15 protein-coding genes are annotated in these 23,785 nt (G+C 41.4%); 5 read left to right on the plus strand and 10 right to left on the minus strand.

Translation table 11 applies throughout. From position 1 onward, the window contains the following. The first annotated feature begins 66 nt into the window (after positions 1-66). Positions 67-2,136 (plus strand): methionine--tRNA ligase, encoded by a 2,070-nt coding sequence (gene metG / locus B3600_RS19610; protein ID WP_286754141.1) that lies wholly within the window; start codon positions 67-69, stop codon positions 2,134-2,136. A 94-nt stretch (positions 2,137-2,230) separates the two neighbouring features. On the opposite strand, the gene B3600_RS19615 is transcribed toward metG, so the two are convergent. The 5 genes from B3600_RS19615 to uvrA all read right to left on the minus strand — a co-directional run bounded on the left by B3600_RS19615 (position 2,231) and on the right by uvrA (position 11,148). Continuing rightward, positions 2,231-3,025 (minus strand): GLPGLI family protein, encoded by a 795-nt coding sequence (locus B3600_RS19615; protein WP_286754142.1) that lies wholly within the window; start codon positions 3,023-3,025, stop codon positions 2,231-2,233. Then, positions 3,022-5,814 carry an outer membrane beta-barrel protein gene (locus tag B3600_RS19620; protein ID WP_286754143.1) on the minus strand — a complete coding sequence of 931 codons (2,793 nt, stop codon included), beginning with the start codon at positions 5,812-5,814 and terminating at the stop codon, positions 3,022-3,024. Before B3600_RS19620 ends, B3600_RS19615 begins: the two co-directional genes overlap by 4 nt. A gap of 218 nt (positions 5,815-6,032) precedes the next feature. Next, the gene (locus tag B3600_RS19625) at positions 6,033-6,473 is read right to left on the minus strand and encodes an RrF2 family transcriptional regulator (RefSeq protein WP_046673766.1); all 441 of its coding nucleotides are present in this window, start codon (positions 6,471-6,473) and stop codon (positions 6,033-6,035) included. An 89-nt stretch (positions 6,474-6,562) separates the two neighbouring features. After that, positions 6,563-8,206, minus strand: coding sequence for an alkaline phosphatase PafA (gene pafA / locus B3600_RS19630; RefSeq protein WP_286754144.1), 1,644 nt, complete (start codon positions 8,204-8,206; stop codon positions 6,563-6,565). 140 nt (positions 8,207-8,346) lie between these two features. After that, positions 8,347-11,148 carry an excinuclease ABC subunit UvrA gene (uvrA, locus tag B3600_RS19635; protein ID WP_286754145.1) on the minus strand — a complete coding sequence of 934 codons (2,802 nt, stop codon included), beginning with the start codon at positions 11,146-11,148 and terminating at the stop codon, positions 8,347-8,349. 408 nt (positions 11,149-11,556) lie between these two features. Here uvrA and B3600_RS19640 point away from each other — a divergent pair, with 408 nt between their 5' ends. Next, on the plus strand, positions 11,557-12,063 hold the full coding sequence (locus B3600_RS19640; protein WP_286754146.1) for an ecotin: 507 nt from the start codon (positions 11,557-11,559) through the stop codon (positions 12,061-12,063). A gap of 100 nt (positions 12,064-12,163) precedes the next feature. Here the strand turns inward: B3600_RS19640 and typA are convergent, their stop codons facing one another. The 4 genes from typA to B3600_RS19660 form a co-directional block, all read right to left on the minus strand. Next, positions 12,164-13,969, minus strand: a complete 1,806-nt coding sequence (gene typA, locus B3600_RS19645) for a translational GTPase TypA (protein WP_112375271.1) — start codon at positions 13,967-13,969, stop codon at positions 12,164-12,166. Positions 13,970-14,047: 78 nt separating this feature from the next. Then, on the minus strand, positions 14,048-15,238 hold the full coding sequence (gene kbl / locus B3600_RS19650; RefSeq protein ID WP_046673761.1) for a glycine C-acetyltransferase: 1,191 nt from the start codon (positions 15,236-15,238) through the stop codon (positions 14,048-14,050). 482 nt (positions 15,239-15,720) lie between these two features. Next, on the minus strand, positions 15,721-16,968 hold the full coding sequence (locus B3600_RS19655) for an ABC transporter permease (RefSeq protein ID WP_088159803.1): 1,248 nt from the start codon (positions 16,966-16,968) through the stop codon (positions 15,721-15,723). A gap of 154 nt (positions 16,969-17,122) precedes the next feature. Then, complete coding sequence (locus B3600_RS19660) at positions 17,123-17,548, minus strand: DUF2147 domain-containing protein (RefSeq protein WP_070565860.1); 426 nt, start codon at positions 17,546-17,548, stop codon at positions 17,123-17,125. Positions 17,549-17,944: 396 nt separating this feature from the next. On the opposite strand from B3600_RS19660, the gene B3600_RS19665 reads away from it, so the two are divergent. Both B3600_RS19665 and B3600_RS19670 read left to right on the plus strand, forming a co-directional pair. Next, complete coding sequence (locus tag B3600_RS19665; RefSeq protein ID WP_046672635.1) at positions 17,945-18,286, plus strand: phage holin family protein; 342 nt, start codon at positions 17,945-17,947, stop codon at positions 18,284-18,286. 213 nt (positions 18,287-18,499) lie between these two features. Then, entirely contained in the window at positions 18,500-20,416 is a 1,917-nt protein-coding gene (locus tag B3600_RS19670; protein WP_286754147.1) for a heavy metal translocating P-type ATPase, read from the plus strand. Between the two features lie 161 nt (positions 20,417-20,577). On the opposite strand, the gene pgi is transcribed toward B3600_RS19670, so the two are convergent. After that, positions 20,578-22,248: a glucose-6-phosphate isomerase gene (pgi, locus tag B3600_RS19675; RefSeq protein WP_286754257.1), complete on the minus strand. Its 1,671-nt coding sequence runs from the start codon at positions 22,246-22,248 to the stop codon at positions 20,578-20,580. A 217-nt stretch (positions 22,249-22,465) separates the two neighbouring features. On the opposite strand from pgi, the gene prfB reads away from it, so the two are divergent. Next, a protein-coding gene (gene prfB, locus B3600_RS19680) for a peptide chain release factor 2 (protein ID WP_112375267.1) occupies positions 22,466-23,549 on the plus strand; the annotation gives its coding sequence in 2 pieces (ribosomal slippage) (positions 22,466-22,525 and positions 22,527-23,549; 1,083 coding nt in all). The last annotated feature ends 236 nt before the right edge of the window (positions 23,550-23,785 follow it).

Consider the following 23,785-nt stretch of genomic DNA (forward strand, 5'->3'; position numbering starts at 1 on the left):
TATAAACAGCAATTTATCTAAGTTTGCCAAAGAAAACAAGTACACACTTTAATATACTTTCAAGCATTGAGTATTCTAGATAAAAAACGTTATACCATCACATCGGCATTACCTTATGCCAATGGTCCTTTACATATTGGACACCTTGCCGGAGCTTATATCCCAGGGGATATCTTTGTCCGTTATCTGCGTCTAAATCAAAAAGATGTAGTCTATGTATGTGGTTCAGATGAGCATGGTGCGGCGATTACCATCCGTGCAAAAAAAGAGGGCATCACCCCACAGCAAATCATTGACAAATACAACAAACAAATCAAAGAAAGCTTTGAAGAGTTTGGTATCTCTTTCGATATCTATCACCGTACATCGGAGCCCATACATCACCAGTTATCGCAGGATTTCTTCTTGAACCTTTACAACAAAGGTGAATTTGTCGAGAAATTTTCGGAGCAGTATTACGATGAGGAATACCATCAGTTTTTGGCTGACCGCTACATTACGGGAACTTGTCCAAATTGTAAATCCGAAGGTGCCTATGGTGACCAATGTGAGAAATGTGGAACATCACTTAGCCCAACAGATCTGATCAACCCGATTTCAACATTGAGCGGAAAGACACCGGTTTTGAAAGAAACAAAACATTGGTATCTTCCATTGGACAAATACCAGCCTTGGCTTGAAAAATGGCTAATCGAAGGAAAGAAAAATATCCTGAAGTCCAACGTTTTTGGTCAATGTCAATCGTGGCTTAAATCCGGTTTACAGCCGCGTTCAATGACAAGAGATCTGGATTGGGGCGTTGATGTACCTTTGGCTGAAGCAGAGGGTAAAAAACTCTATGTTTGGTTAGATGCGCCTATCGGTTATATCTCAGCAACAAAACAATGGGCTTTGGATCATGGTAAAAACTGGGAAGACTATTGGAAAACCCATGAAAACCCAGCAGACGATTCTACGCTGATCCACTTTATTGGAAAAGATAATATTGTTTTCCACTGCATTATTTTCCCGGCGATTCTTCATGCACACGGCGACTATATTTTACCAGAAAATATTCCAGCCAACGAATTCCTGAACCTGGAGGGCGATAAGCTGTCCACTTCTCGAAACCATGCGGTTTGGTTACATGAATACCTACAGGAATTCCCGGATAAACAGGATGAATTGCGTTATGTATTGACATCCATCTTACCTGAAACTTCAGATGCGGAGTTTACCTGGAAAGATTTCCAAGCTCGGATCAACAATGAGCTGGTTGCCATTTTTGGAAACTTTGTCAACCGCGTCTTGGTACTTTCTCACAAATATTTCGATGGCAAAGTATTGAACGGCTCGCCACTGACAGCTGTAGATCAAGCAGTACTGGATGAACTAAAAGCATACCCTACTTCTATCAAATCGTCTTTGGAGCAATTCCGCTTCCGTGAGGCATTGGCAGAATTTATGAATGTAGCGCGTCTGGGCAACAAATATCTTGCCGATGAGGAACCATGGAAAATCATTAAAACAGATGAGGAGCGTGTCAAAACAATCCTAAATGTAGCGGCTCAAATCGTTGCCAATCTTGCCGTTCTTGCGCAACCGTTTTTACCAAAAACAGCTATCAAACTATTTGAAATGCTCAATTTCCCTCAAGGAAACTGGAACGACGCAGGTTCAGATGCTTTGATCAAAACTGGACACCAACTGGGTGAAGTACAATTGTTATTTGACAAAATAACCGATGAACAAGTCGACTTCCAACTAAACAAACTTGCTGAAGCAAAAGCAAAAAATCTAGCTGATAATACAAAAGTTGCTCCTGCGAAAGAAAACATTAGCTTCGATGATTTTGTTAAAATGGATATCCGCGTTGGAACTATTGCAGCCGCTGAAAAAGTTGCCAAAACCAAGAAATTGTTAAAATTGACGATAGACACCGGCTTAGATACACGCACAGTCGTTTCGGGTATCGCAGAGTTCTTCAGTCCTGAGGAAATCGTAGGCCGTCAGGTATCTATTTTGGTCAACCTTGAACCTCGTGAAATCAAAGGAATTATGTCACAAGGAATGATCCTGATGGCAGAAGATGCTGACGGTCGATTGGATTTTGTCAAACCGGATACAACAATTAAAGTAGGAAGTACGGTACGTTAATATAAAACCGGCATTTCTTTTATACAAAAAGCCTGTTCGTATGAACAGGCTTTTTTTTCATCTCGACGGGACAAGAACGGTATAAGATTAATCCCTAAAAGAGTATACTCTGCAGTCGTTTTTTAAAGGCCTTCTCATCCATATAGTCATAGACGGTATCTTTCAGCTTCTTTATGATCTCCGTTCTGGATTCCGCAACCACCTTTTTCTTTTTGGTCAGCACATTGGAAAATGCTGTATTGGTAATCTCCACCTTTGTGGCAAACATATTGACATTCATGCTCGGGATAGATATCCCCATTACCAGACCTGGGAGCCCATGGATAAGCTCAGGCCCACCAGAGATTGGTATTTGTCCCGCAAAAAAGGCTACTACATAGACCGAATCTTGAATAATTCCATTGGCTCTCCGACAATCATATCCCGCAATATTTCGGTATTCATCCGTATATTTCCATTTAACCGCAGGCAAAGAATCTTTGAGCAACAACTGCTCATCTCCAAAAGGGAGCAACTTTAAAAACTCCTGATTCTGGAAATTAATATAGGTTTTTGAATCGGGAAGAATAGAATTATAGTAAGTCACATTACGATAATTCGCAGGATAATCCTCCTGCACGGTTTCAAACAGGGTTTCATTATCGTAAAACTTCAAAATATGGTGGGTCACTACCTCGGCAGGCCCATTTTTCACGGCATTGTCGACCATCAGCTTATCCCAGGTATCTAAATCGGGCTTGCTGAGATAATTACGCTTTAAGAAATTCTGCACATGGAACTTCCGTTCATAGGTGACCGTTCCGCTGCTCGGAAAATAAGCATGTTGTGCGTGGGCTGTACCCGCACACAGCAATAATACCCAAACCATCAACTTGATATACTTACTCATTTGGCATCTCCTTTCATTGTTGTAAAATTGTAGATTACTTTTAGCATTCCATACCGGCGCAATACGTCGTTGCTGGTCTGGATAAATGAAGTTCCATTCTGATAACGATACACTCCATTATTTTTGTTCAAAATATCATTGACAAATACCTGTACCTCCAAGGACTTATCTTTCAATAATTTCTTGGAAACATAACCATTCATATTAATGATATTAATGGATTCAAGCGTTTTTGTAGCGGCCTGATAATTCTGGTTTGTCGACAGGGAAATTTTAAAGTCTTTTGGTAAATAATAGGTAATCTCCGAGAACGTCCTGAATTTAAAAGTCGTCCGATTCAACTCAGGCTGCAGATAGGAATTCATCTGCTCCGCACCAGGACTCATGGAGATGTAAAAATCCATCTTATTTGCTTTATATCGGCTAAAACCAATACTTGGTGCTACACTCCATGTCTGATTTCTATTGAGCTTTGGCTCTTCATTGAAGGAGGATAAGTAGCTAAATTGGCTGTTATACTGCGCATTCATGCCAAGATTCATTTTTAATCCCCATTTTTTCTTCAATACAAAACTGTATCCACCACCACCATACATACGCCAATTGTCTTTATCAATATTGACGTAGGAAATTTGCTGCGTACCTTTATCTAGATCATAGCGCACGCTATTGTTGATACTTTTCTTTCCTTGATCTGCACTCACATAAAAATAGATGCTCTGATCCTTTAACTGCTTGTAGTTATTGAAATTAACTGAATAGGAGTTATCAAAGCCCGCTTTCAGATCTGGATTATCCAAATACTCGACGAGTGGCTGGGAATTTTGTTTCAACGGCTCTATTTGTGTCAACGAAGGTTGGCTCGTGCGGCCGCTGTAGCGGAAGCTTACATTTTTGCTTTTCGAGATTTTGTAGTTGATGGAAAGATTTGGAGCAACAGATGTCTGGTTCCGCTGCAGTATTGTATTCAGGTTGTTATAGGTTCTCTTGACCTGCTCAAAATCAACTCGATTGCTCAAATTTACTGTTAATGTATTCGACTTGTAATTCAAGGAGGCGTTGACACCATTTTTTAAACTGTTAAAATCAAAATCGTTGAGCAGGTTTTGGTCCAATACCGTATATTTTCCTGTAGCCGGATCTTTATCAAATGACTGATTGAGTGTTTCCGATTTATTTTGATTGAATGCATAACCTATTGCAGCGGTCAGCCTTTTAGAAAGCGGCTCCGAATAGGTTACTGAAGCTCCGTAGGTATTGTTCGCCAGCTTATCATTTTTATATTGATCGATCAAGGTTGTATCTCCGGAACTTTGGAAGAAGTTTTCCGAAAAATACTGTGTTTTGTTGCGATTTTGATCTGCATTCGCATTGACATTGAAAGTAATGGAGCGGCGGTCCTTTTTGAAACGACGTGTAAGCATCGCATTTATATTAAATCGATCCTGATCGTTATTTAAATCTGTCCTGGATGAAGTCCGTGTAATCAATGTGCCATCCAATTTACGTTGATCTGCTTCGGAATTGGATAAATTGTCGCGGCTAGATTTGGTAAAGCCCATGGTGACAGTAAGGTCAGCAAGCGAATCAAGCTTATAGTCATACCGTAGATTTGCAATATTTGCCTGTGTTTCTGTTTCAGATGTGGTCACATTATTATCTACCTGTGCGCGTTCAGGAAGGTTATTCTGTGCGTTGTATATACTTGTATTGTTGACATTGATCTGATTCCGCTTGAAGTTGACATTGATCTTATGCTTATCATCTTTGGACTTATCCGAATAGCTTGCTCCCATGTTGACAGCCTTAGGCACGCCACCGCCATAGTATTTACCGTCCCATCCCCCATCAGAACCATCACCACCAGAGGAAATCATAATGCCTCCGCCCTCCATCATCTGCACATTGCTACTTCCGCCCACACCATATTTTTGGCTATCTTCAAACCCCAATCCGACCATTCCATCATTGGCCAGAATACCATAAGCAGCAATTTTCTGCGAGCCCTTAAACTTATTGAGCATGACTTTTCCGCCATAATATTGATCTGTACCAGCTCCCGCAACAGCCTGACCGAACATTCCCTTTTTCTTATCTTCTTTGAGCTTGATATCAATTGTCTGTGTACGTTCTCCGTCATCCACGCCGGTACGTACGGCAAGATCCGATTTCTTTTCATAGACCTGTACTTTGCTGACCATATCTGACCGGATGTTTTTGGTAATCAGCGTTGGGTCATCGCCAAAAAACTCTTCACCATCAAGCAACACCTTTTTCACTTCCTTCCCCTGCGCGATGATCTTGCCTGATCCATCCATTGTAATACCCGGTAATACCTTTAGCAGGTCTTCCACTTTAGCATCCTTCTCTACTTTAAAACTACCTGCATCATATTCTATCGTATCGCCTTTGATCACCACCGGAATTTTACCATTTACCTGAACCTCTTCCAGCAGTAGAGCTGCTTTGGATAGCTTTACAATACCGATATCTAAGTCTTGGGCAGCCACATGGATATCCTTTACCAAGTCAGCATACTGTGGATAGGAAACCACCATTTTATAGGTACCTGTGTCTAGATTAGCAATTTGGAATGTTCCATTTTCCTTCGTCCGGCCAAATTTAACCAAAATCGAATCTTTGGGACTGAGCAGCGCGATTGAAGCTTGATGTAGTTTTGCAAGATCTTTGATATCTGCCACCGATCCCACAAGTTTATGTTGTGCATAGGACTTGGAACCCAGGACAGAAAATAAAAGAAACAAAACTAGGGAATAGGTTAGTTTCATAAATTTTCGTTTATATATTGTCGGGGTAAATATATAAATGTTGCTACGGAAAATTCGTAAAATAATGTTAAATAATTATGCAATTAATAAAATAGACTTGACTCCTTCAAATAAAACACGATAATACACTCTATACCAATTATTTTACCGCACACAAAAAGAGGCGTAACTTATTTGTTACGCCTCCAGTATAAATAGAAAAATATATTTTATTTCCTTTAATCTACATTCAGGTTCAATTCTTTTTCCTTATTGATTAAATGGGCAATACTTGTATCGTTTAAAATCTGCAACATGGCATTTCTCACCTCTACAAACGTATCGCGTATGCCACAGGCATGCTCCTGTGTACACTCTTCACACGAGCGGTAGAAGTTTAAGCTCACGCAGGGTAGCAAGGCTATGGGTCCATCGATCAGGCGCATCACCTGGGATAAGAAAACATCTTCAGGAGCCTTATTGAGGCTGTAACCGCCACCAGCTCCTTTTTTGCTATAGAGAATTCCGGCATTTCGCATTTCAAGCAGAATTTGTTCCAAGAATTTTTTTGGAATATTCTCCTCCTGCGCAATCTTCACGATTTGCATAGGCTCATTACCGTAATTACGACCAAGCACCATCAGTGCTTTTATTGCATATTTTGTTTTTTTGGAAAGCATAGTTTGTTTACCCCCTGTTGAATTGCAAATTTACGTTTTTTATTCAATAGAATAAAACCTGCCAGATTTAGCAGGTACCAACAGTCTCCTTATTGACCCAATACCGCTGTGATCGGTTTGCCGATGCTACCATTGGGCTCAGTAATATGCAATAGCGAAGAGATTGTCGGTGCAATATCCACAATATGCACCTCTGTATTAGATACACCTGGTTTAATTCCCCAGCCCATAAATACCAGCGGAATATGGGAATCATAGCCAGACCAGGTACCATGTGTTGTACCGGTCGAGCGCGGCGTACCGTCATACCATTGTGGTTCACAAACAATCTGAATTGCACCACTACGTTTAAAGTTGTAACCATTGATCATTTTTTCGCGAATAGGCGCCGGAATCATCAGACTTTCGCCTTTTTCCATATCAGCCACATATGCGACACCTTCTGTATGGCGAAGCTCACGAATGATAGTCTCTTTTATTTTATCGCGATCCAAATTCAACGAATCAATCAATTGATTGTTTAAATGTACCTGATAGTTCATCATGCTTTTCACAAGCTTCTCTTGCCCAAATTTCTCTTTAAGGGTTTTGTTAAGTCCTGCGATAATCTGACGTGAATAGAAATAACCACCATTTCCTTTCATATCCATAAAGAACCGAGAGTTATAAGAAGCACCATGATCTGCAGTCAGGAAGAAGGTATAGTTTCCCTTACCCACGGTCTTATCCAGGTAGTTGAAGAAATCGGCAAGTTGTTTATCAAGCTGAAGATAAATATCTTCAATCTCCACTGCTGTCAATGAATAGCGGTGTCCGACGTAGTCTGTTGCTGAAAGGCTCACACAAAGGAAGTCGGTATTTTTGGTCGGATTATTTCCCATCTGCTCATTTTTGATTGCTTCCATTGCCAGGTCCAAGGTAAACTGATTTCCCATTGGTGTGGTTTTGATCAGCTCATAGCCTTCGTCTTTCATTAGCTTAGAAGTTGCGCGCGGCAAAGTCGGTTTTTCTTCGCCAGGGTATTTACCTTCGTAAATATTATCATCTGCAATGCTGTTGGCAGCATAGGTACTAATATCATACATGGGCTTCCAGTCGCCTTTCAGGTATTTCTCAGCCAATTTTTTCTTGTTGAAGTCTACCACCCATTTTGGCAGTTTATCCATGTAGAAATTAGAGGTGATCCAATCACCTGATTTAGCTTCGAACCAATACGCTGCATCAGCGAAATGCCCCGCAGGCAGAATACCACCACGGTCTTTAATCGCGATACCGATCACTTTGGATTTAAAGTTAGAAGCGAGTTTCAATTGATCCGTTACAGTCGACGCAAGCAAATTACGTGGAGACTGCTGCCCTTCCTTGGCGGTAGTCCCTACACCAACAACATTATCGTCCTGCGTACAGTACATATTCTTACCCGTCTGTTCTTCGATCCAGTCATTACCTGCAATACCATGTATGGAGGGAACTGAGCCTGTATATACCGAACTGTGCCCAATGGCTGTGTATGTCGGAATATAGTTAATCAATGTATTTTCACAGGAAAATCCTTCTTTCAAAAGTCGTTTGAAACCATCATTTCCATATCGATCCGCAAAACGATATAAATAATCCCAACGCATTTGGTCCACCATCAGGCCGACAACCAATTTTGGTCTTTCCGGTTGCTGCGCCATGGACGAAAGCGCTGCTATTCCAAGGACGACACTTAAAAAAAATCTTTTAATCATAATTGTATTAAGTATTAAAATATTAGTTTTTTATTTAGTGTAAAGTATTCCATCAGGCCTTAAAAAAGGAACAATAAATCGTAACATATTGGCAGCCCAGGTCTCCTGATATCGATTACTTCACTTCGCTAAAGTAGGGTTTAATCTTTTAAATGTGCTTTTAAAAATTGACCTGTATAAGAATCTTTACAATGGATAAGTTCTTCCGGAAGACCCGCAAAGACTAGCTTTCCGCCTTTATTTCCACCCTCAGGACCAATATCGATCACCCAATCTGCCGATTTGATCATATCCATATTGTGCTCGATCACCAATATACTGTTGCCTAGGGCAATCAGTGCATCAAATGATTTCAATAACTTTTTAATATCCTGAAAGTGTAAGCCTGTTGTTGGCTCATCAAAGATAAAAAGTGTTTTCTTGCTGTTATTACCCTTAATAAGGAAAGAGGCCAGTTTAATCCGCTGTGCTTCACCGCCAGACAATGTACTTGACGATTGCCCGAGCTTAACGTAGCCTAATCCAACGTCCTGTAAAGGCTGCAATTTAGCCAATATTTTAGGCTGGTCTTCAAAGAATACAATCGCTTCATCAACACTCAGCTCGAGAACATCTGCGACAGACTTGTTCTTGTAATGTACATCAAGCACAAATTGTTTAAATCGTTTCCCTCCGCAGGCCTCACATGGTAAAACGATATCGGCCATAAATTGCATTTCAATTTTAACTTCACCTTCGCCCTGACAAACATCACAACGTCCACCTTCAACATTAAATGAAAATGCAGCAGGTTTCAATCCAGCAGCTTTGGCTGGCGCCTGATTGGCATACAAGGCCCTGATTTCATCCCAGGCTTTCACGTAAGTCACAGGGTTGGATCGCGAAGAACGACCGATTGGATTTTGATCGACCATTTCAACCTGTTCAACCTGGGTAATATCCCCCTCAATCGCATCATAGACGCCGGTCTGCTCGCCGGAGTAATTGCCGATCGACTTCTGCAGTGCTGGGTAAAGGATACGTTTGACCAACGAAGTCTTACCTGATCCCGAAACACCCGTTACCACAGTAAAGGTATTCAATGGGAATTGTACATCAATCCCTTTGAGGTTATTCTCATGTGCCCCTTTAATGGTCACACTATTGGACCATGGACGGCGTTTTTGGGGTACCTCAATCTGGCTTTTGCCGCTGAGGTATTGACCCGTAAGACTTTTTGGGTCTTTCAGAATCTGCTGATATGTACCCGCAAAGACCATCTCGCCGCCATTGATTCCCGCTTCCGGTCCGATATCGATCAGGTAATCGGCAGCTTCCATCATTTCCTGCTCATGCTCGACCACTACAACCGTATTGCCAACATCGCGGAGGGATTTCAGCACAGAAATCAGGCGCTGTGTATCACGTGGATGGAGCCCGATACTGGGTTCGTCCAACACATAGATAGAACCTACGAGCGAACTCCCTAATGAAGTAGCCAGGTTGATCCGCTGCGACTCACCGCCTGAAAGGGTATTCGACAGCCGGTTCAGCGTCAGATAACTTAATCCAACATCGCACAAAAATTGCAACCTGTTATTAATTTCAGCAAGAAGTCTTTTGGCAATGACCAACTCATTACCGACCAGCGGTAAAGTTTTAAAAAACTCCAAGGCTTCTTCAAGTGGCATCAATACGATATCGGTGATAGACTTGCCCCCTACTTTCACGTAGGTAGCATCTTTTCGCAATCGGGTACCGCGGCAATCCGGGCAATCTGTCTTCCCACGGTAGCGCGATAACATCACACGGTATTGAATTTTATAGGTTTGGGCTTCAAGTTCTTCGAAGAACTGGGTAAGGCCTTCAAAATATTGATTTCCCGTCCACAGCAGCTCTTTCTGCGCGGTCGTCAGGTCCATGTATGCACGATGTATCGGGAAATCAAATTTCAGTGAACTTTTAACAAGTTTCTGTAGCCACTCGCCCATTTTCTCTCCTCGCCAGGGTGCAATCGCGCCATCGTAAACCGATCGGCTCTTGTCTGGAATAACAAGATCGGGATCAATACCAATGATCTTTCCATAACCTTCACATCGACGACAGGCACCATACGGGTTATTGAAGCTGAAGAAATTTGGTGTAGGTTCTTCAAAGGTTATGCCATCAAGTTCAAATTTATGGGAGAAATGATGTCGCTGACCATTTTCCTCCATATAGAGCTCGCCTTTACCCTCGAAAAAACCTGTTTGGACCGAGTCAGAAAGTCGATTGACAGTATCATCGTCCTGTTCAATGCGAACCCGGTCGACGACAATAAGTACTTCACCATCCTGGAGGTCTTTGTTGGCGATGGACTTATCATCGATAATAGTTTCGATTTTCTGCATACTATCACCATAGAAGACACGCACAAAACCTTTCTGTAACAGGAGCGACAGTTCTTCCTTAAGTTTACGCCCATGGGAAGGTATAAGCGGAGCAAGAAGTGTCACCGTTGTCCCCTCTTCTAAATTCAACGCAAAATCCACCACTGAACTCACACTGTCTTTGGTCACCTCGCGGCCTGATACAGGAGAAATTGTCTTGCCTATCCGGGCATACAACAATTTCAGATAATCATAGATCTCAGTGGATGTCCCCACCGTCGAACGAGGGTTGGACGTAATGACGCGTTGTTCTATGGCAATCGCAGGAGCAATACCTTTGATGTAATCCACCTCCGGTTTATTCATCCGTCCCATAAACTGTCTTGCGTACGAAGAAAGACTCTCGACATAACGTCGTTGTCCTTCGGCGTAGAGCGTATCAAAAGCTAAGGATGATTTTCCTGAGCCCGACATTCCAGTGATAACAACTAATTTATTTTTTGGGATATCAACGTCAATATTCTTTAAGTTATTAACTCTTGCACCCTTTATCTGAATATATTCTTTTGGAGTGTGCTCCACCTGTTTACTCATAATAATCCTTATCTCACACAAAGTTACGTATTCTTGGCTGATTATATTCCTGCGAATTAAAAAGCAATTCGGTTTTCTATCACCTGAATTTCAAAAAAAGAGCTGCTGTTCTAAACTTGGCTAAAATTCACCAAAAGGATTCATCCTGGCGAATCACTAATATTAAAATCTGTTATAAAGGAAAACATGATATTTCATTTAGTTTCCCAGACAATTATTTTTCGATTTACAATTAATCCTTTCGAAAACAATATAGTCCTATAGGTGTTAATCTTCTACAAAATGTAGCATTTTTTATAGACACAGCGTTTAAACAACAAATTAATTAAGGCATATTTGATATTATTGATTGAAAAACACAAAACAGATGAATAGCAAATATGTCTTTAAAAATCAAATAACAGTGATATGAAAAAAAATGTATTTCAAGTAATGATGCTATTAGTAATTGCATTAGTATCCTCAACAACTATTAGTAAAGCGCAAATGGTTATCGACAAAATAGACTTAAGCATTTTTCCGAGCCCCGAAAAAGGATATAAGAAAATGGTGATTGAAGTTCCCTATTCAGAAAGCGATAAAAACAAAAAAATAGAATTTTCGGTAGGTAAATGGATGGAAGTAGATGGATGTAACTCCTTTAACCTATCGGGCACGTTGGAGAAAAAGGATCTTCAAGGCTGGGGTTATGACTATTATGTATTCAAAACAAATGGCAATGTTGCCAGCACCATGATGGCTTGTCCAGACAAAGAAAAAAGAAACCTTTTTGTTTCGGCACAACCGGAGACTGTACGTTACAATGGCAGAATGCCGATTGTGATTTATGTACCGGAAGCTTATGATGTGCAGTTCAAAATCTACACAACGGACGGTGACACGTACCGTGCAGCAGAGGTAAGAACAAAAAAGTAAAATTGTAAGCGCTATTTGGCGCAGAAAACAAATAACAGGCAAATAAAAAAGCCTTCGAACAATGTTCGAAGGCTTTTTTATTATCGCTTTTCGCTATGGACTATTGAAATTTCTTCGCGTTTACTTTACGCTCGTTTTCAGTCAAATAGATTTTACGCAGACGCATTGATTGCGGTGTCACCTCAATATACTCGTCAGCTTGAATATACTCCATACATTCTTCCAAGGAGAATTTGATTGCTGGTGCAATACGTACGTTGTCGTCAGAACCAGAAGCACGCATATTTGTCAACTGTTTTCCTTTGGTAACGTTGATCGTTAAATCATTGTCACGGATATGTTCACCTAAAATTTGTCCTTCATATACATCCACACCTGGATCTACGAAGAAACGACCACGGTCTTGTAACTTATCGATGGAGTATGCTGTTGTTGAACCTGTATCCAAAGAGATCAATACACCAGCCAAACGACCAGGAATTGTACCTTTCCAAGGCTCGTAACCTTTCAAACGGTGTGCCATAACAGCTTCACCAGCTGTTGCTGTCAACACGTTGTTACGTAAACCGATGATACCGCGAGAAGGGATAGAGAACTCAAGATGTTGCATATCTCCTCTAGCTTCCATAATCAACAACTCACCTTTACGTTGGGTCACCAACTCAATTACTTTTCCTGACACATCAGAAGGAACGTCAACAACAAGCTCTTCGATTGGCTCACATTTTTGACCATCAATTTCTTTGATGATAACTTGTGGCTGGCCTACCTGCAATTCATAACCTTCACGACGCATTGTTTCGATCAATACCGACAAGTGAAGGATACCACGTCCGTATACCAACCAAGCATCTGGAGACTCTGTAGGAACGACACGTAGTGCTAAGTTTTTCTCCAACTCTTTTTGTAAACGATCGTAGATGTTACGTGATGTTACCAATTTACCTTCTTTACCGAAGAAAGGAGAGTTATTGATGGTAAACAACATGTTCATTGTTGGTTCATCAATGCTGATAACTTCCAATTGCTCTGGATTTTCAAAATCTGCAATGGTATCACCGATATCGAAACCTTCGATACCAACGACGGCACAGATATCACCGGCACTTACTTCAGGCACTTTGATGCGGCCAAGGCCTTCAAATACCTGTAGTTCTTTTACACGTGATTTCACAACTTTTCCATCGCGTTTCACCAAAGAAACCGGTTGGTTTTCCTTGATCGTACCACGCGCAACACGACCGATAGCGATACGTCCTACGAACGTCGAATAATCCAATGATGTTACCTGCATTTGCAAAGTACCTTCAGATACTTCTGGTGCAGGGATATATTTGATGATGGCTTCCAACAAGTCCGTGAAGTCTTCAGTACGATTTTTCCAATCTGTAGACATCCATCCTTGTTTTGAAGAACCGTACAATACTGGGAAGTCCAATTGCTCTTCAGTAGCACCTAAGTTGAAGAATAGGTCAAAAACATGTTCGTATACTTCTTCAGGACGACAGTTTTCTTTATCGACTTTATTGACAACGACGATAGGTTTGATACCTAATCCCAAAGCTTTACCTGTAACGAAACGTGTTTGAGGCATTGGTCCTTCGAAAGCATCGACCAATAGCACTACTCCATCAGCCATCTTCAATACGCGCTCTACTTCACCACCGAAATCGGCGTGACCTGGGGTATCGATGATGTTGATTTTAACACCTTTATATGTTACTGATACGTTCTTAGATACAATAGTGATCCCGCGCTCACGCTCTAAATCATTATTGTCTAGGATTAATTCACCAGCATTTTCATTTTCTCTGAATTGATTGGTAAAATATAAAATTTTGTCTACAAGCGTAGTTTTACCGTGGTCGACGTGAGCGATGATCGCAATGTTTCTAATGTTTTGCATTGAGCAAGAATATTTTTATAAAATTTTAGGGTGCAAAGATAAACATTTTGCACCATAAAATTTATAACTATGTGTATTTTATTTAATTACACCTAATTCTTTACCTACTTTGGTAAAGGCGGCGATTGCTTTATCCAGGTGAGCAACTTCGTGTCCTGCCGAAATCTGCACACGGATACGGGCTTTTCCCTGAGGTACAACAGGATAGTAGAAACCAATCACATAAATTCCCTCGTCCAACATCTTGGATGCGAATTCTTGCGCTAATTTCGCGTCATAAAGCATTACAGGCACGATTGGGTGGAAACCTGGTTTGATATCAAATCCAGCAGCCGTCATTTTTTCACGGAAATAAGTTGTATTTGACTCCAATTTATCGCGCAATGCAGTTGTCTCACTCAGCATATCTAAAACCGCTACAGAAGCTCCTGCAATTGCTGGTGCCAGGGTATTAGAAAATAGGTATGGACGTGAACGCTGACGTAACAAATCGATGATTTCTTTTTTACCGGAAGTGAAACCACCAGAAGCACCGCCTAAGGCTTTGCCCAAAGTGCCCGTAATAATGTCTACACGATCGATAACATTGAAAAGCTCGTGTGTACCACGTCCCGTTGCACCGATAAATCCAGTACAGTGCGACTCATCGATCATCACTAGCGCCTGGTATTTGTCTGCTAGATCACAGATCTGATCCAATGGAGCTACAGATCCATCCATCGAAAATGCGCCATCTGTAACAATGATTTTATGTCTAGCACCAGATGCAGCCTGCAATTGTGCTTCCAAATCAGCCATATCTGCATTTTTATAACGGAAACGTTGTGCTTTACACAAACGAACACCGTCAATGATAGAGGCGTGATTCAATTCGTCAGAAATGATGGCATCTTCAGCACCAAATAAGGGTTCGAATACACCACCATTCGCGTCGAATGCTGCCGCATATAAAATAGTATCTTCTGTTCCGAGGAACTTTGAAATTTTTGCTTCTAATTCTTTATGCACATCTTGGGTTCCACAGATGAAACGTACGGATGACATTCCATAACCATGTGTATCAATCGCTTTCTTAGCTGCTTCGATTACTTTGGGGTGCGAAGACAGACCCAAATAATTGTTCGCACAAAAATTGACAACTTCCTGTCCTGTACTCACTTTGATGTCTGCTCCTTGAGGCGTAACGATTACACGCTCTTGCTTATACAATCCCGCTTCTTTGATTGCTTCCAATTCCTTTTCTAAAACTGGTTGTAATGTATTGTACATAATTCGATTTTATTTTTTTTATACAATATTACAGTTTTTTCATTGGAATAAGTTGCTTTACCTTTCGAGAAAAGGGCTATTCACGGAGAATTCACCCCAAATCAATGATTTGGTAACATTAAACCGATTGCATAAAATTCCTTTTTTCAATCGCCCTACTTTTCCTCTTGCTTTGATAGCGACCAACAGGGAGACAACCGCGAGACATCTTCGGGCTGCAAGCAGGGTGAATGTACCTTGTCTCTATAGTAACTCCACTTATAAAAGGTGGACTCAATGTAGACTCAACGTGGACTCATTGTACTTGCAATCCGAAGTTGGTATAATCTTATATCGACTTTGGTCGCTCGCATTTTAGATGAAAAATGCCGCAATTTTGCAAGCAAATAGAAGTGAAAGCTAGCCGATTTAGGCTATCGCATAAAAAAAGTCTTATCTACAAAAATTTCGTAAAAATAGAGCGATAGGGGGGCCAATGTGAATTACTCGTAACGAAGCGCGTCGACTGGATCCAGTTTAGATGCTTTTGAAGCCGGGTAATAGCCCGATAACATACCGACGAGTCCACATACCGCGAAACCTAAAATTATCGCTCCCCAAGGTATAATAAAGGATGTACCGAGCTGTAGCGCCAGGATATTACCGATCAGGATACCAATAAAGATTCCGGCCACACCTCCGATCATACAGATCACGATGGCTTCCATCAAAAATTGTTTCCGTATAACACTCGGTGTTGCACCGATCGCCTTGCGTATGCCGATCTCCCGGGTACGTTCAGTAACCGAGACTAGCATAATGTTCATCAATCCGATTGAAGCTCCCACAAGGGTTATAAAAGCAATCACGACCGCTCCCAAAGTAACCATAGCCATATTTTGCATCAGCATCTGGGCAACCGCATCTGATTTGGTGATTTCGAAATCATTGGACTGCCGTGATGCCAATCCGCGGATATTTCTAAAGACGATGGTAGCTTCGCCGATTGCGGCTTCCAATCGCATGGGATCATTGGAAGAAACAGTTATCACATAGGAGGGCTCGGTACCCTGCATCACTGCCCGGGCCTTGATCAGTGGAATAAAGCAGGCCCTATCCCCGCCCATCCCGGCAGAAGAACCTTTACTTTTTAAGACTCCTATCACCAAATAGCGGATATTGTTAACCGTAATAAACTGCCCTATTGGATCAATAATTTCGTTGAATAGCATTTTACTCACTTCACTACCGATGATAATCACGCCACTACCTGTTTCAACCTCCCGCGTAGAAAAATTACGGCCTTCGCTAACAACATACCCTGATGTCTGCAGATAATTTTCATCTGTCCCGATCAGGCCGATATTGGGGTTTGTTTTTTTGGATTGATATTTTGCGGTCGTATTCCAGCTTACATTGGCACTGATCGATGTCAGCGCATTAAAGTGAAAATCCTGTCTGAATCTTGCAGATTGTGCATAGGTAATATTAGCAAAGACTTTTGAGCGAGTCCCTTCATTACCGATCCGGACATTTAATCCCCGGTTGCGTATGTTGAAGGAATTTGATCCCATGGATGAAAAGGAATCTGTCAGTGAGTTTTTCATGGCATCGATCGAGGTCAATACTCCTATTAATGCCATCATCCCTATGGCAATGATCAGTGCTGTTAAAAATGTCCGCAGCTTATTCCCTACAATGGACTGTAGTGCAAGCTTGACATTTTCAACATAAGACATTTTTACGGCCATAGAGCTGGTATTTATAATTTGTAGGGATGAAAATACTGTAATTCCAGCACAAAACCAAAAAGGCAATTTACTTCCAAGAAATAAATTGCCTTTTGGATGGAATCTGACCTATCCATGCAAGCGGATTATGTTGATTTTGTGGCCATTTTCTGTCTTAATTAATTCTTTTCCATGTCTCGGTGCGTCCAAGCAAGCTCACACCAACATAGCCCCTGATATCAAGCTTATCTCCTTTTAAGGTCATTTTGCAGCTATACGTTTTGCCCGATTTCGGATCGTAGATCTTGCCGTCAACATAGGTATTGCCATCTTTATCAAAATTGGTCAAGATTTCGAGTCCTTGCACATTTCTGCCCTGCAATGCTTTATCTGGGTTTTTTATATCTTTCTTAGGCTGACCGGCTTCATTATTTGGAAATTTCAGCCAATAGAGTTTTCCAAAAAACTTATCGCCTTTCTTGTAAATTTCAACACGACCTTCGCCGCTTGGGTTTTCCCACTTTCCGATGATGGGATCGGTCTGCGCAAATAATGCCACTGTAGTAAGCAGCATTATGAATGACATCATAATTTTCTTCATGGGTCTATTATTTTATGAACTTAATTCTTTCAATTTTCCCCGCTATTGGCGATCCGATCGCTTGTTTAAACGACGTAAGTACGTCGTTCAATTCTTTTCCACCATCGGCAATCGTCATACATAACACGCATAATCGTTGATGACCATACGGCTATAGCATGCATAGCTTCTGAATAAATATACAAAATATTTACTATGCTTGCATATATTTTTTATTCCAGTATTGCTATTTATCAAACAGCTCCCGCTTACTAATACCAGTTAACGGTCCATCCATCCATCCATCCATCTACTTCAAAGATTTAAAAGCGATGATCTAAACAAAGTTTGGCATCGGGTTTGTACGATAAGTATTATATTATTACTTTATTTACTCTTTATAAATTAGCACATATTATGAAATTTATTATTAGTCTTTTACTTACTGGTCTGGTAGTCGCAATTGCTTGCTGGGTTGTTCCTGGTGCTGAAGTTGCTGGTTTCGGTTGGGCTATCGTTACGGGACTTGTCATTGGATTTGTCAACGCCACTGTGGGATCGATTTTAAGGTTATTTACTTTCCCATTGAATTGGCTTACCCTTGGTCTAGTTTCCTTTATTATTACCGTATTAATGGTCTTGTTGACCGATTCACTACTTGGTTCCAAATTTGATGTACATGGATTTTGGACCGCAGCGCTGTTTGCCATTGTCGTTGCCATATTGGAAATGATTATTGGCAGTATGTCAAAAGATTAAGAATACATTCATTACATAGCATAAGGGGCTGTCCAAAAAATTGGATAGCCCTTTTTCACATTCCTCCACTGATATAACCTATCAGTTGAAATATATTTTTTACCGGTCCGATTCCTTTAAAATAGTCGTCTTTATGGATGAGTTTATCCCCATTTCCCTCGCTTTTTACAGCAGAATTCGCTAAATTTAATTCTCATAAAGAACCGCTGATATATGTGCGAACACAACCACGAGCATAGCCATGCCACACCGGAGCACGGTCTTACAACAAAGGAACAGCCTTGGTGGATTACCCAGCGTAAGCTCGTCATGGCTCTCGTCATCTTACTTACTTTACTCCTATTGAAATATGCGTTTAAGATCAGCCTTCCCTTTGGCATCAGCTTGACCTTAAATAGCGTTGCCTACCTTCTTGCGGGAATCCCCGTTATTCAAATGGCATTTCGCAAGGCAAGCCGTGGTGATATTTTTAATGAATTTTTTTTAATGACCGTTGCAACCTTGGGTGCTTTCGCCATTGGAGAATTTGAAGAGGGTGTCGCGGTAATGGTATTCTACCAAATCGGAGAGTGGTTTCAGGATACTGCCGTCGATAACGCCAAGAAATCAATTAAATCGCTATTGGATATCCGTCCCGATAAAGTAACGGTGCTGCGCAACGGGCAACAGCAGCAGGTAAATCCAAAAACCGTCACAATTGGCGAAATTATCCTTGTAAAAGCAGGAGAAAAAGTGGCGCTGGATGGTAAATTGAAAACGGAGAAAGCTGCATTTAATACCGCAGCATTGACTGGAGAGAGTAAACCCGATACAAAATATAAGGGCGAAGCTGTTTTTGCAGGCATGATTAATCTGGAAACGGTTGTTGAGATCGAGGTTTCCAGTACATTTGAGGATAGCAAATTGAGCAAAATTCTCGAAATGGTACAGGATGCTACCGCACGGAAGTCCAAAACACAATTGTTTATTGCCAGATTTGCCAAAATATATGTTCCTATTATTTTCGGCCTCGCGCTTTTGGTTCTTATTTTACCCCTGTTTTTTGTTCAGGACTATAGTTTTAAAGAATGGTTCTACCGGAGTTTGGTCTTCTTGGTGATCAGCTGTCCCTGTGCCCTGGTTGTTTCGATTCCCTTGGGGTACTTTGGTGGTATAGGTTTAGCCTCCCGAAATGGCATACTATTTAAGGGCGGGAACTTCCTCGATGCCATCACCGCAGTCGATACCATTGTCATGGATAAAACGGGTACACTTACAGCGGGTGTATTTGAAATAACGGAAGTTTTTGCTGTCCATGGAGATCCAACGGAATTACTGAGTTACGCTAAGGCTGTCGAGGCACATTCAACACATCCCATCGCAAAGGCGATCGCCAGTTATCATCCCGGCAGGCCCGCATTGCAAGCTGAGAAAACCCAGGAAATAGCAGGCCACGGACTCCTCGCCACTGTTAACGGAAAACGTACACTCGCAGGTAACAGCAAGTTACTGGACAAATTCAATATCAGCTATCCTGCAGAGCTAAGGCAAGTGGCCTACTCCATTGTATTGCTTGCCATCGAAGATCAATATGCGGGTTATATCACTGTGGCGGACCGGATTAAGCCCGATGCCAAGGAAGTGATCCAAACCATGCGTGCTCAAGGTCTATATACCGTCATGCTATCTGGGGATAAAACAGCGGTAGTAAATGAAGTTGCCAAAGAACTTGGGCTAGACAAAGCTTATGGGGACCTCCTTCCGGAAGATAAGGTAAATCATGTACAACAACTGATCGATCAAGGTCGCCGTGTTGCCTTTGCAGGTGATGGCGTAAATGACGCACCTGTAGTAGCTTTGGCGCAGGTCGGCATTGCCATGGGTGGACTCGGAGCCGATGCAACCATCGAAACGGCTGATGTGGTGATCCAGAACGATGAACCCCACAAGATCCTGTCTGCGATCAAAATCGGTAAAATTACCCGAAGCATTGTTTGGCAGAACGTCATTCTCGCAATGGGGATCAAAATCATTGTATTGGTTCTTGGTGCCGGTGGTGTTGCAACGCTCTGGGAAGCCGTTATCGCCGATGTTGGGGTAGCACTTTTGGCTATTTTAAATGCCATTCGAATCCAGCAGAAAAAAGTCTAAAATAGAAGATACCCAAGAAATCTGGCCAACACCTGTAAAAATCGGATATCAGAAGTAGTAGAATATCCCTAAAATTGAATAAAAGCGGGGCTGTCCAAAAGTTGAACAGCCCCGTTTCTTATTTTTCATCCCCGATCTAATTTAGATCACAAAGAGCAATTTTAATCCCGCCAAGCTTTGTACGCATTGATCAATCCATTTGTCGAAGAATCATGACTTGTAACCGGATTGGCGTCGCTTAATTCCGGGAGGATTTGATTGGCCAATTGTTTACCGAGCTCGACACCCCATTGATCAAAACTATAAATATTCCAGATCACACCCTGGACAAAAATCTTATGCTCATACAATGCGATAAGTCGTCCTAAAGTGCGTGGCGTCATTTTTTTGAACAGGATGGAATTCGTTGGGCGATTACCTTCAAAAACTTTATAGGCTTTCAGTGCTTCAATTTCCTGGTCCGACTTTCCGGCTTTCTTAAATTCAGCAACCACTTCGGCCTCCGTTTTGCCATTCATCAAAGCCTCAGTCTGCGCAAAAAAGTTAGACAACAGCAATTGGTGGTGGTTTCCGATCGGATTAAGACTATTGGCAGGTGCAATGAAATCACAAGGAATCAACTTGGTGCCCTGGTGAATCAACTGATAGAAGGCGTGCTGCCCGTTCGTACCAGGTTCACCCCAGATAATCGGTCCAGTCTGATAATCCACCTGTTGACCATTGCGATCAATATACTTACCGTTACTTTCCATATCCCCTTGTTGGAAATAAGCGGCAAAACGGTGTAGGTATTGATCGTAAGGAAGAATTGCGTGACTTTCCGCTTGGAAAAAATTATTGTACCATACACCAAGCAAAGCCAATATCACGGGAATATTGGATTCAAAGGAGGTTTCCTTAAAATGAACATCCGCTTCATAGGCACCTTTCAACAGTTCCTCGAAATTATCGAAGCCTATTGCCAAACTGATTGAAAGACCTATTGCAGACCACAGGGAATAACGTCCGCCCACCCAGTCCCAAAACTCAAACATATTCTGGGTATCTATTCCAAAGGCACGTACTGCTTCTGTATTGGTGCTCAATGCAGCAAAATGCTTAGCGACATCTTCCTGAAGGGCACCACTGGCCAGAAACCAATCTTTAGCGGTATGGGCATTGGCCATCGTTTCCTGTGTTGTGAAAGTTTTTGATGCAATCAAAAACAACGTTGTTTCAGGATCCACAGCTTTCAATGTTTCAGCAATGTGCGTACCGTCTACATTAGAAACAAAATGGACATTTAAACGTGTCTTATAAGCCTTTAATGCTTCTGTTACCATTACAGGACCGAGATCTGAACCTCCGATACCGATATTAACCACATCGGTAATTTCTTTTCCTGTATATCCTTTCCACTGACCAGATAGAATCTCTTCGGTGAAAGTTCTCATGTGTGCCAACACTCGTTTAACATCAGGCATGACGTCCTTTCCATCCACATACACGGGTTGATCGGATTGGTTTCTCAAAGCAGTATGTAACACCGGTCTATTCTCGGTCACGTTGATCCGCTCGCCAGAGAACATAGCCGCTATCGCTTCTTCAAGACCACATTCTTTAGCCAGCTGTACCAAGAGCGCTTTTGTCTCTGCAGTGATCCGATTTTTGGAGTAATCCAAAAGTATATCTTCGAAAGCGATCGAGAACTTCTCAAAACGTGCGGGATCTGCGGCGAAAAGTGTGCGTAGATCATTTTTTTCGCTATTGTTAGATAGACCTGATAAAGAACCAAAATGCTGTGCTAGATTCTTATAGGCCTCAGTCTTTGTAAAATTAATTTTTGGGAACATACTGTTTTTACTGAAATTAGTTGTTTTAAACATCAATAAGAGCCTTCCGTATTTCATTGTTACACATCGTGTAGATCCTTAAATGAAGGTTTATTCTGTTGACAATACCAAAACTAAAAAAAAAAGGTCAAATTATCTCTATTTGACCATCTATAGGACGCGAAGTTATTAAGATAGAAGCGCGAATTTATTAATTAAAATTTCTACTTTAGCGGATATGACAAAAGAACAAATTCAAGACTTGAGGGATCGTGTTACTTCCCTGAGGAGGCATCTTTGACATCGATGCACGCAAAGAAGAAATAGAAAGAGATCAAGCTATTACGCTTGAAGCAAGCTTTTGGGATGATTCCAAAGCTGCAGAAAAAATACTCTTGGCCATAAAAAACCAAAAGGTATGGACAGACCACTTCGACGAAGTTGCAGCGGCGGTTGAAGACGCTTATGTCATGTATGAATTCTTCCAATCTGGCGACGCGAGTGAAAAGGAAGTGGACGATCAATATAGAGTAGCTTTAGAGAAAGTCGAGGAGCTCGAGTTCAAAAACATGCTCAGTGCCGAAGAAGATCAACTGGATGCAATCTTACAGATTACAGCTGGCGCCGGAGGAACTGAAAGCTGTGACTGGGCAGCCATGCTGATGCGGATGTATATTATGTGGGGCGAGAAAAATGGGTATAGGGTGACGGAACAAGATTCGCAGGAAGGTGATGTTGCAGGTATCAAGAGTGTAACGTTACAGATATCCGGAGATTTTGCTTATGGCTACCTGAAGGGCGAAAATGGTGTACACAGGCTCGTTCGGATTTCTCCATTTGATTCCAATGCAAAACGCCATACCTCGTTTGCTTCTGTTTATGTCTATCCTTTGATTGATGATAATATTGAGATTGATGTTAAGGATTCAGAAATCGAATGGGATACTTTCCGCTCAGGTGGTGCAGGAGGTCAGAATGTCAATAAAGTGGAAACAGCTGTTCGATTACACCACAAACCTACGGGCATTATTATTAAAAATCAGGAATCCAGATCGCAATTACAAAACAAAGAAAATGCGATGCGCTTATTGAAATCACAGTTATATGAGATTGAAATGCGTAAACGCCAGGAAGCTACCGCTGCTATTGAAGGAAACAAAAAGAAAATCGAATGGGGATCCCAAATTCGAAATTATGTCCTCCATCCTTACAAGTTAATTAAAGATTTACGGACCAATTACGAAACCTCCAATACACAAGCTGTCCTGGACGGTGATCTAAATGATTTTCTAAAAAATTATCTAATGGAATTTGGTGGATAAAGACTATTCCGAAACTTGATGATATTGAAGACGTCCCACTTTGGAGGCGTCTTTTTTTTTGTATTATCCTTTGCTTTTTTTATTTGGCTTAAGCTGAATTTCTTCAACCTGCACATTGCCCCCTTTCCTACACAGTTTGTCACAAAAACTGTCAATTTCTTTTAACAATCTGCATGCAAATGTTAAAAAACCTTAAAAGTCTATTGAATCGATCGTCGTTATATTTTGGCATAATT

Source organism: Sphingobacterium sp. UBA2480 (assembly GCF_002341965.1).
Taxonomy (GTDB): Bacteria; Bacteroidota; Bacteroidia; order Sphingobacteriales; family Sphingobacteriaceae; genus Sphingobacterium; species Sphingobacterium multivorum.

Coding starts and splice junctions, on each gene's coding strand:
- B3600_RS19615 (WP_286754142.1), bottom strand. CDS start 3,025: ATGAGTAAGTATATCAAGTTGATGGTTTGGGTATTATTGCTGTGTGCG.
- B3600_RS19620 (WP_286754143.1), bottom strand. CDS start 5,814: ATGAAACTAACCTATTCCCTAGTTTTGTTTCTTTTATTTTCTGTCCTG.
- B3600_RS19625 (WP_046673766.1), bottom strand. CDS start 6,473: ATGCTTTCCAAAAAAACAAAATATGCAATAAAAGCACTGATGGTGCTT.
- pafA (WP_286754144.1), bottom strand. CDS start 8,206: ATGATTAAAAGATTTTTTTTAAGTGTCGTCCTTGGAATAGCAGCGCTT.
- uvrA (WP_286754145.1), bottom strand. CDS start 11,148: ATGAGTAAACAGGTGGAGCACACTCCAAAAGAATATATTCAGATAAAG.
- B3600_RS19640 (WP_286754146.1), top strand. CDS start 11,557: ATGAAAAAAAATGTATTTCAAGTAATGATGCTATTAGTAATTGCATTA.
- typA (WP_112375271.1), bottom strand. CDS start 13,969: ATGCAAAACATTAGAAACATTGCGATCATCGCTCACGTCGACCACGGT.
- kbl (WP_046673761.1), bottom strand. CDS start 15,238: ATGTACAATACATTACAACCAGTTTTAGAAAAGGAATTGGAAGCAATC.
- B3600_RS19655 (WP_088159803.1), bottom strand. CDS start 16,968: ATGGCCGTAAAAATGTCTTATGTTGAAAATGTCAAGCTTGCACTACAG.
- B3600_RS19660 (WP_070565860.1), bottom strand. CDS start 17,548: ATGAAGAAAATTATGATGTCATTCATAATGCTGCTTACTACAGTGGCA.
- B3600_RS19665 (WP_046672635.1), top strand. CDS start 17,945: ATGAAATTTATTATTAGTCTTTTACTTACTGGTCTGGTAGTCGCAATT.
- B3600_RS19670 (WP_286754147.1), top strand. CDS start 18,500: ATGTGCGAACACAACCACGAGCATAGCCATGCCACACCGGAGCACGGT.
- pgi (WP_286754257.1), bottom strand. CDS start 22,248: ATGTTCCCAAAAATTAATTTTACAAAGACTGAGGCCTATAAGAATCTA.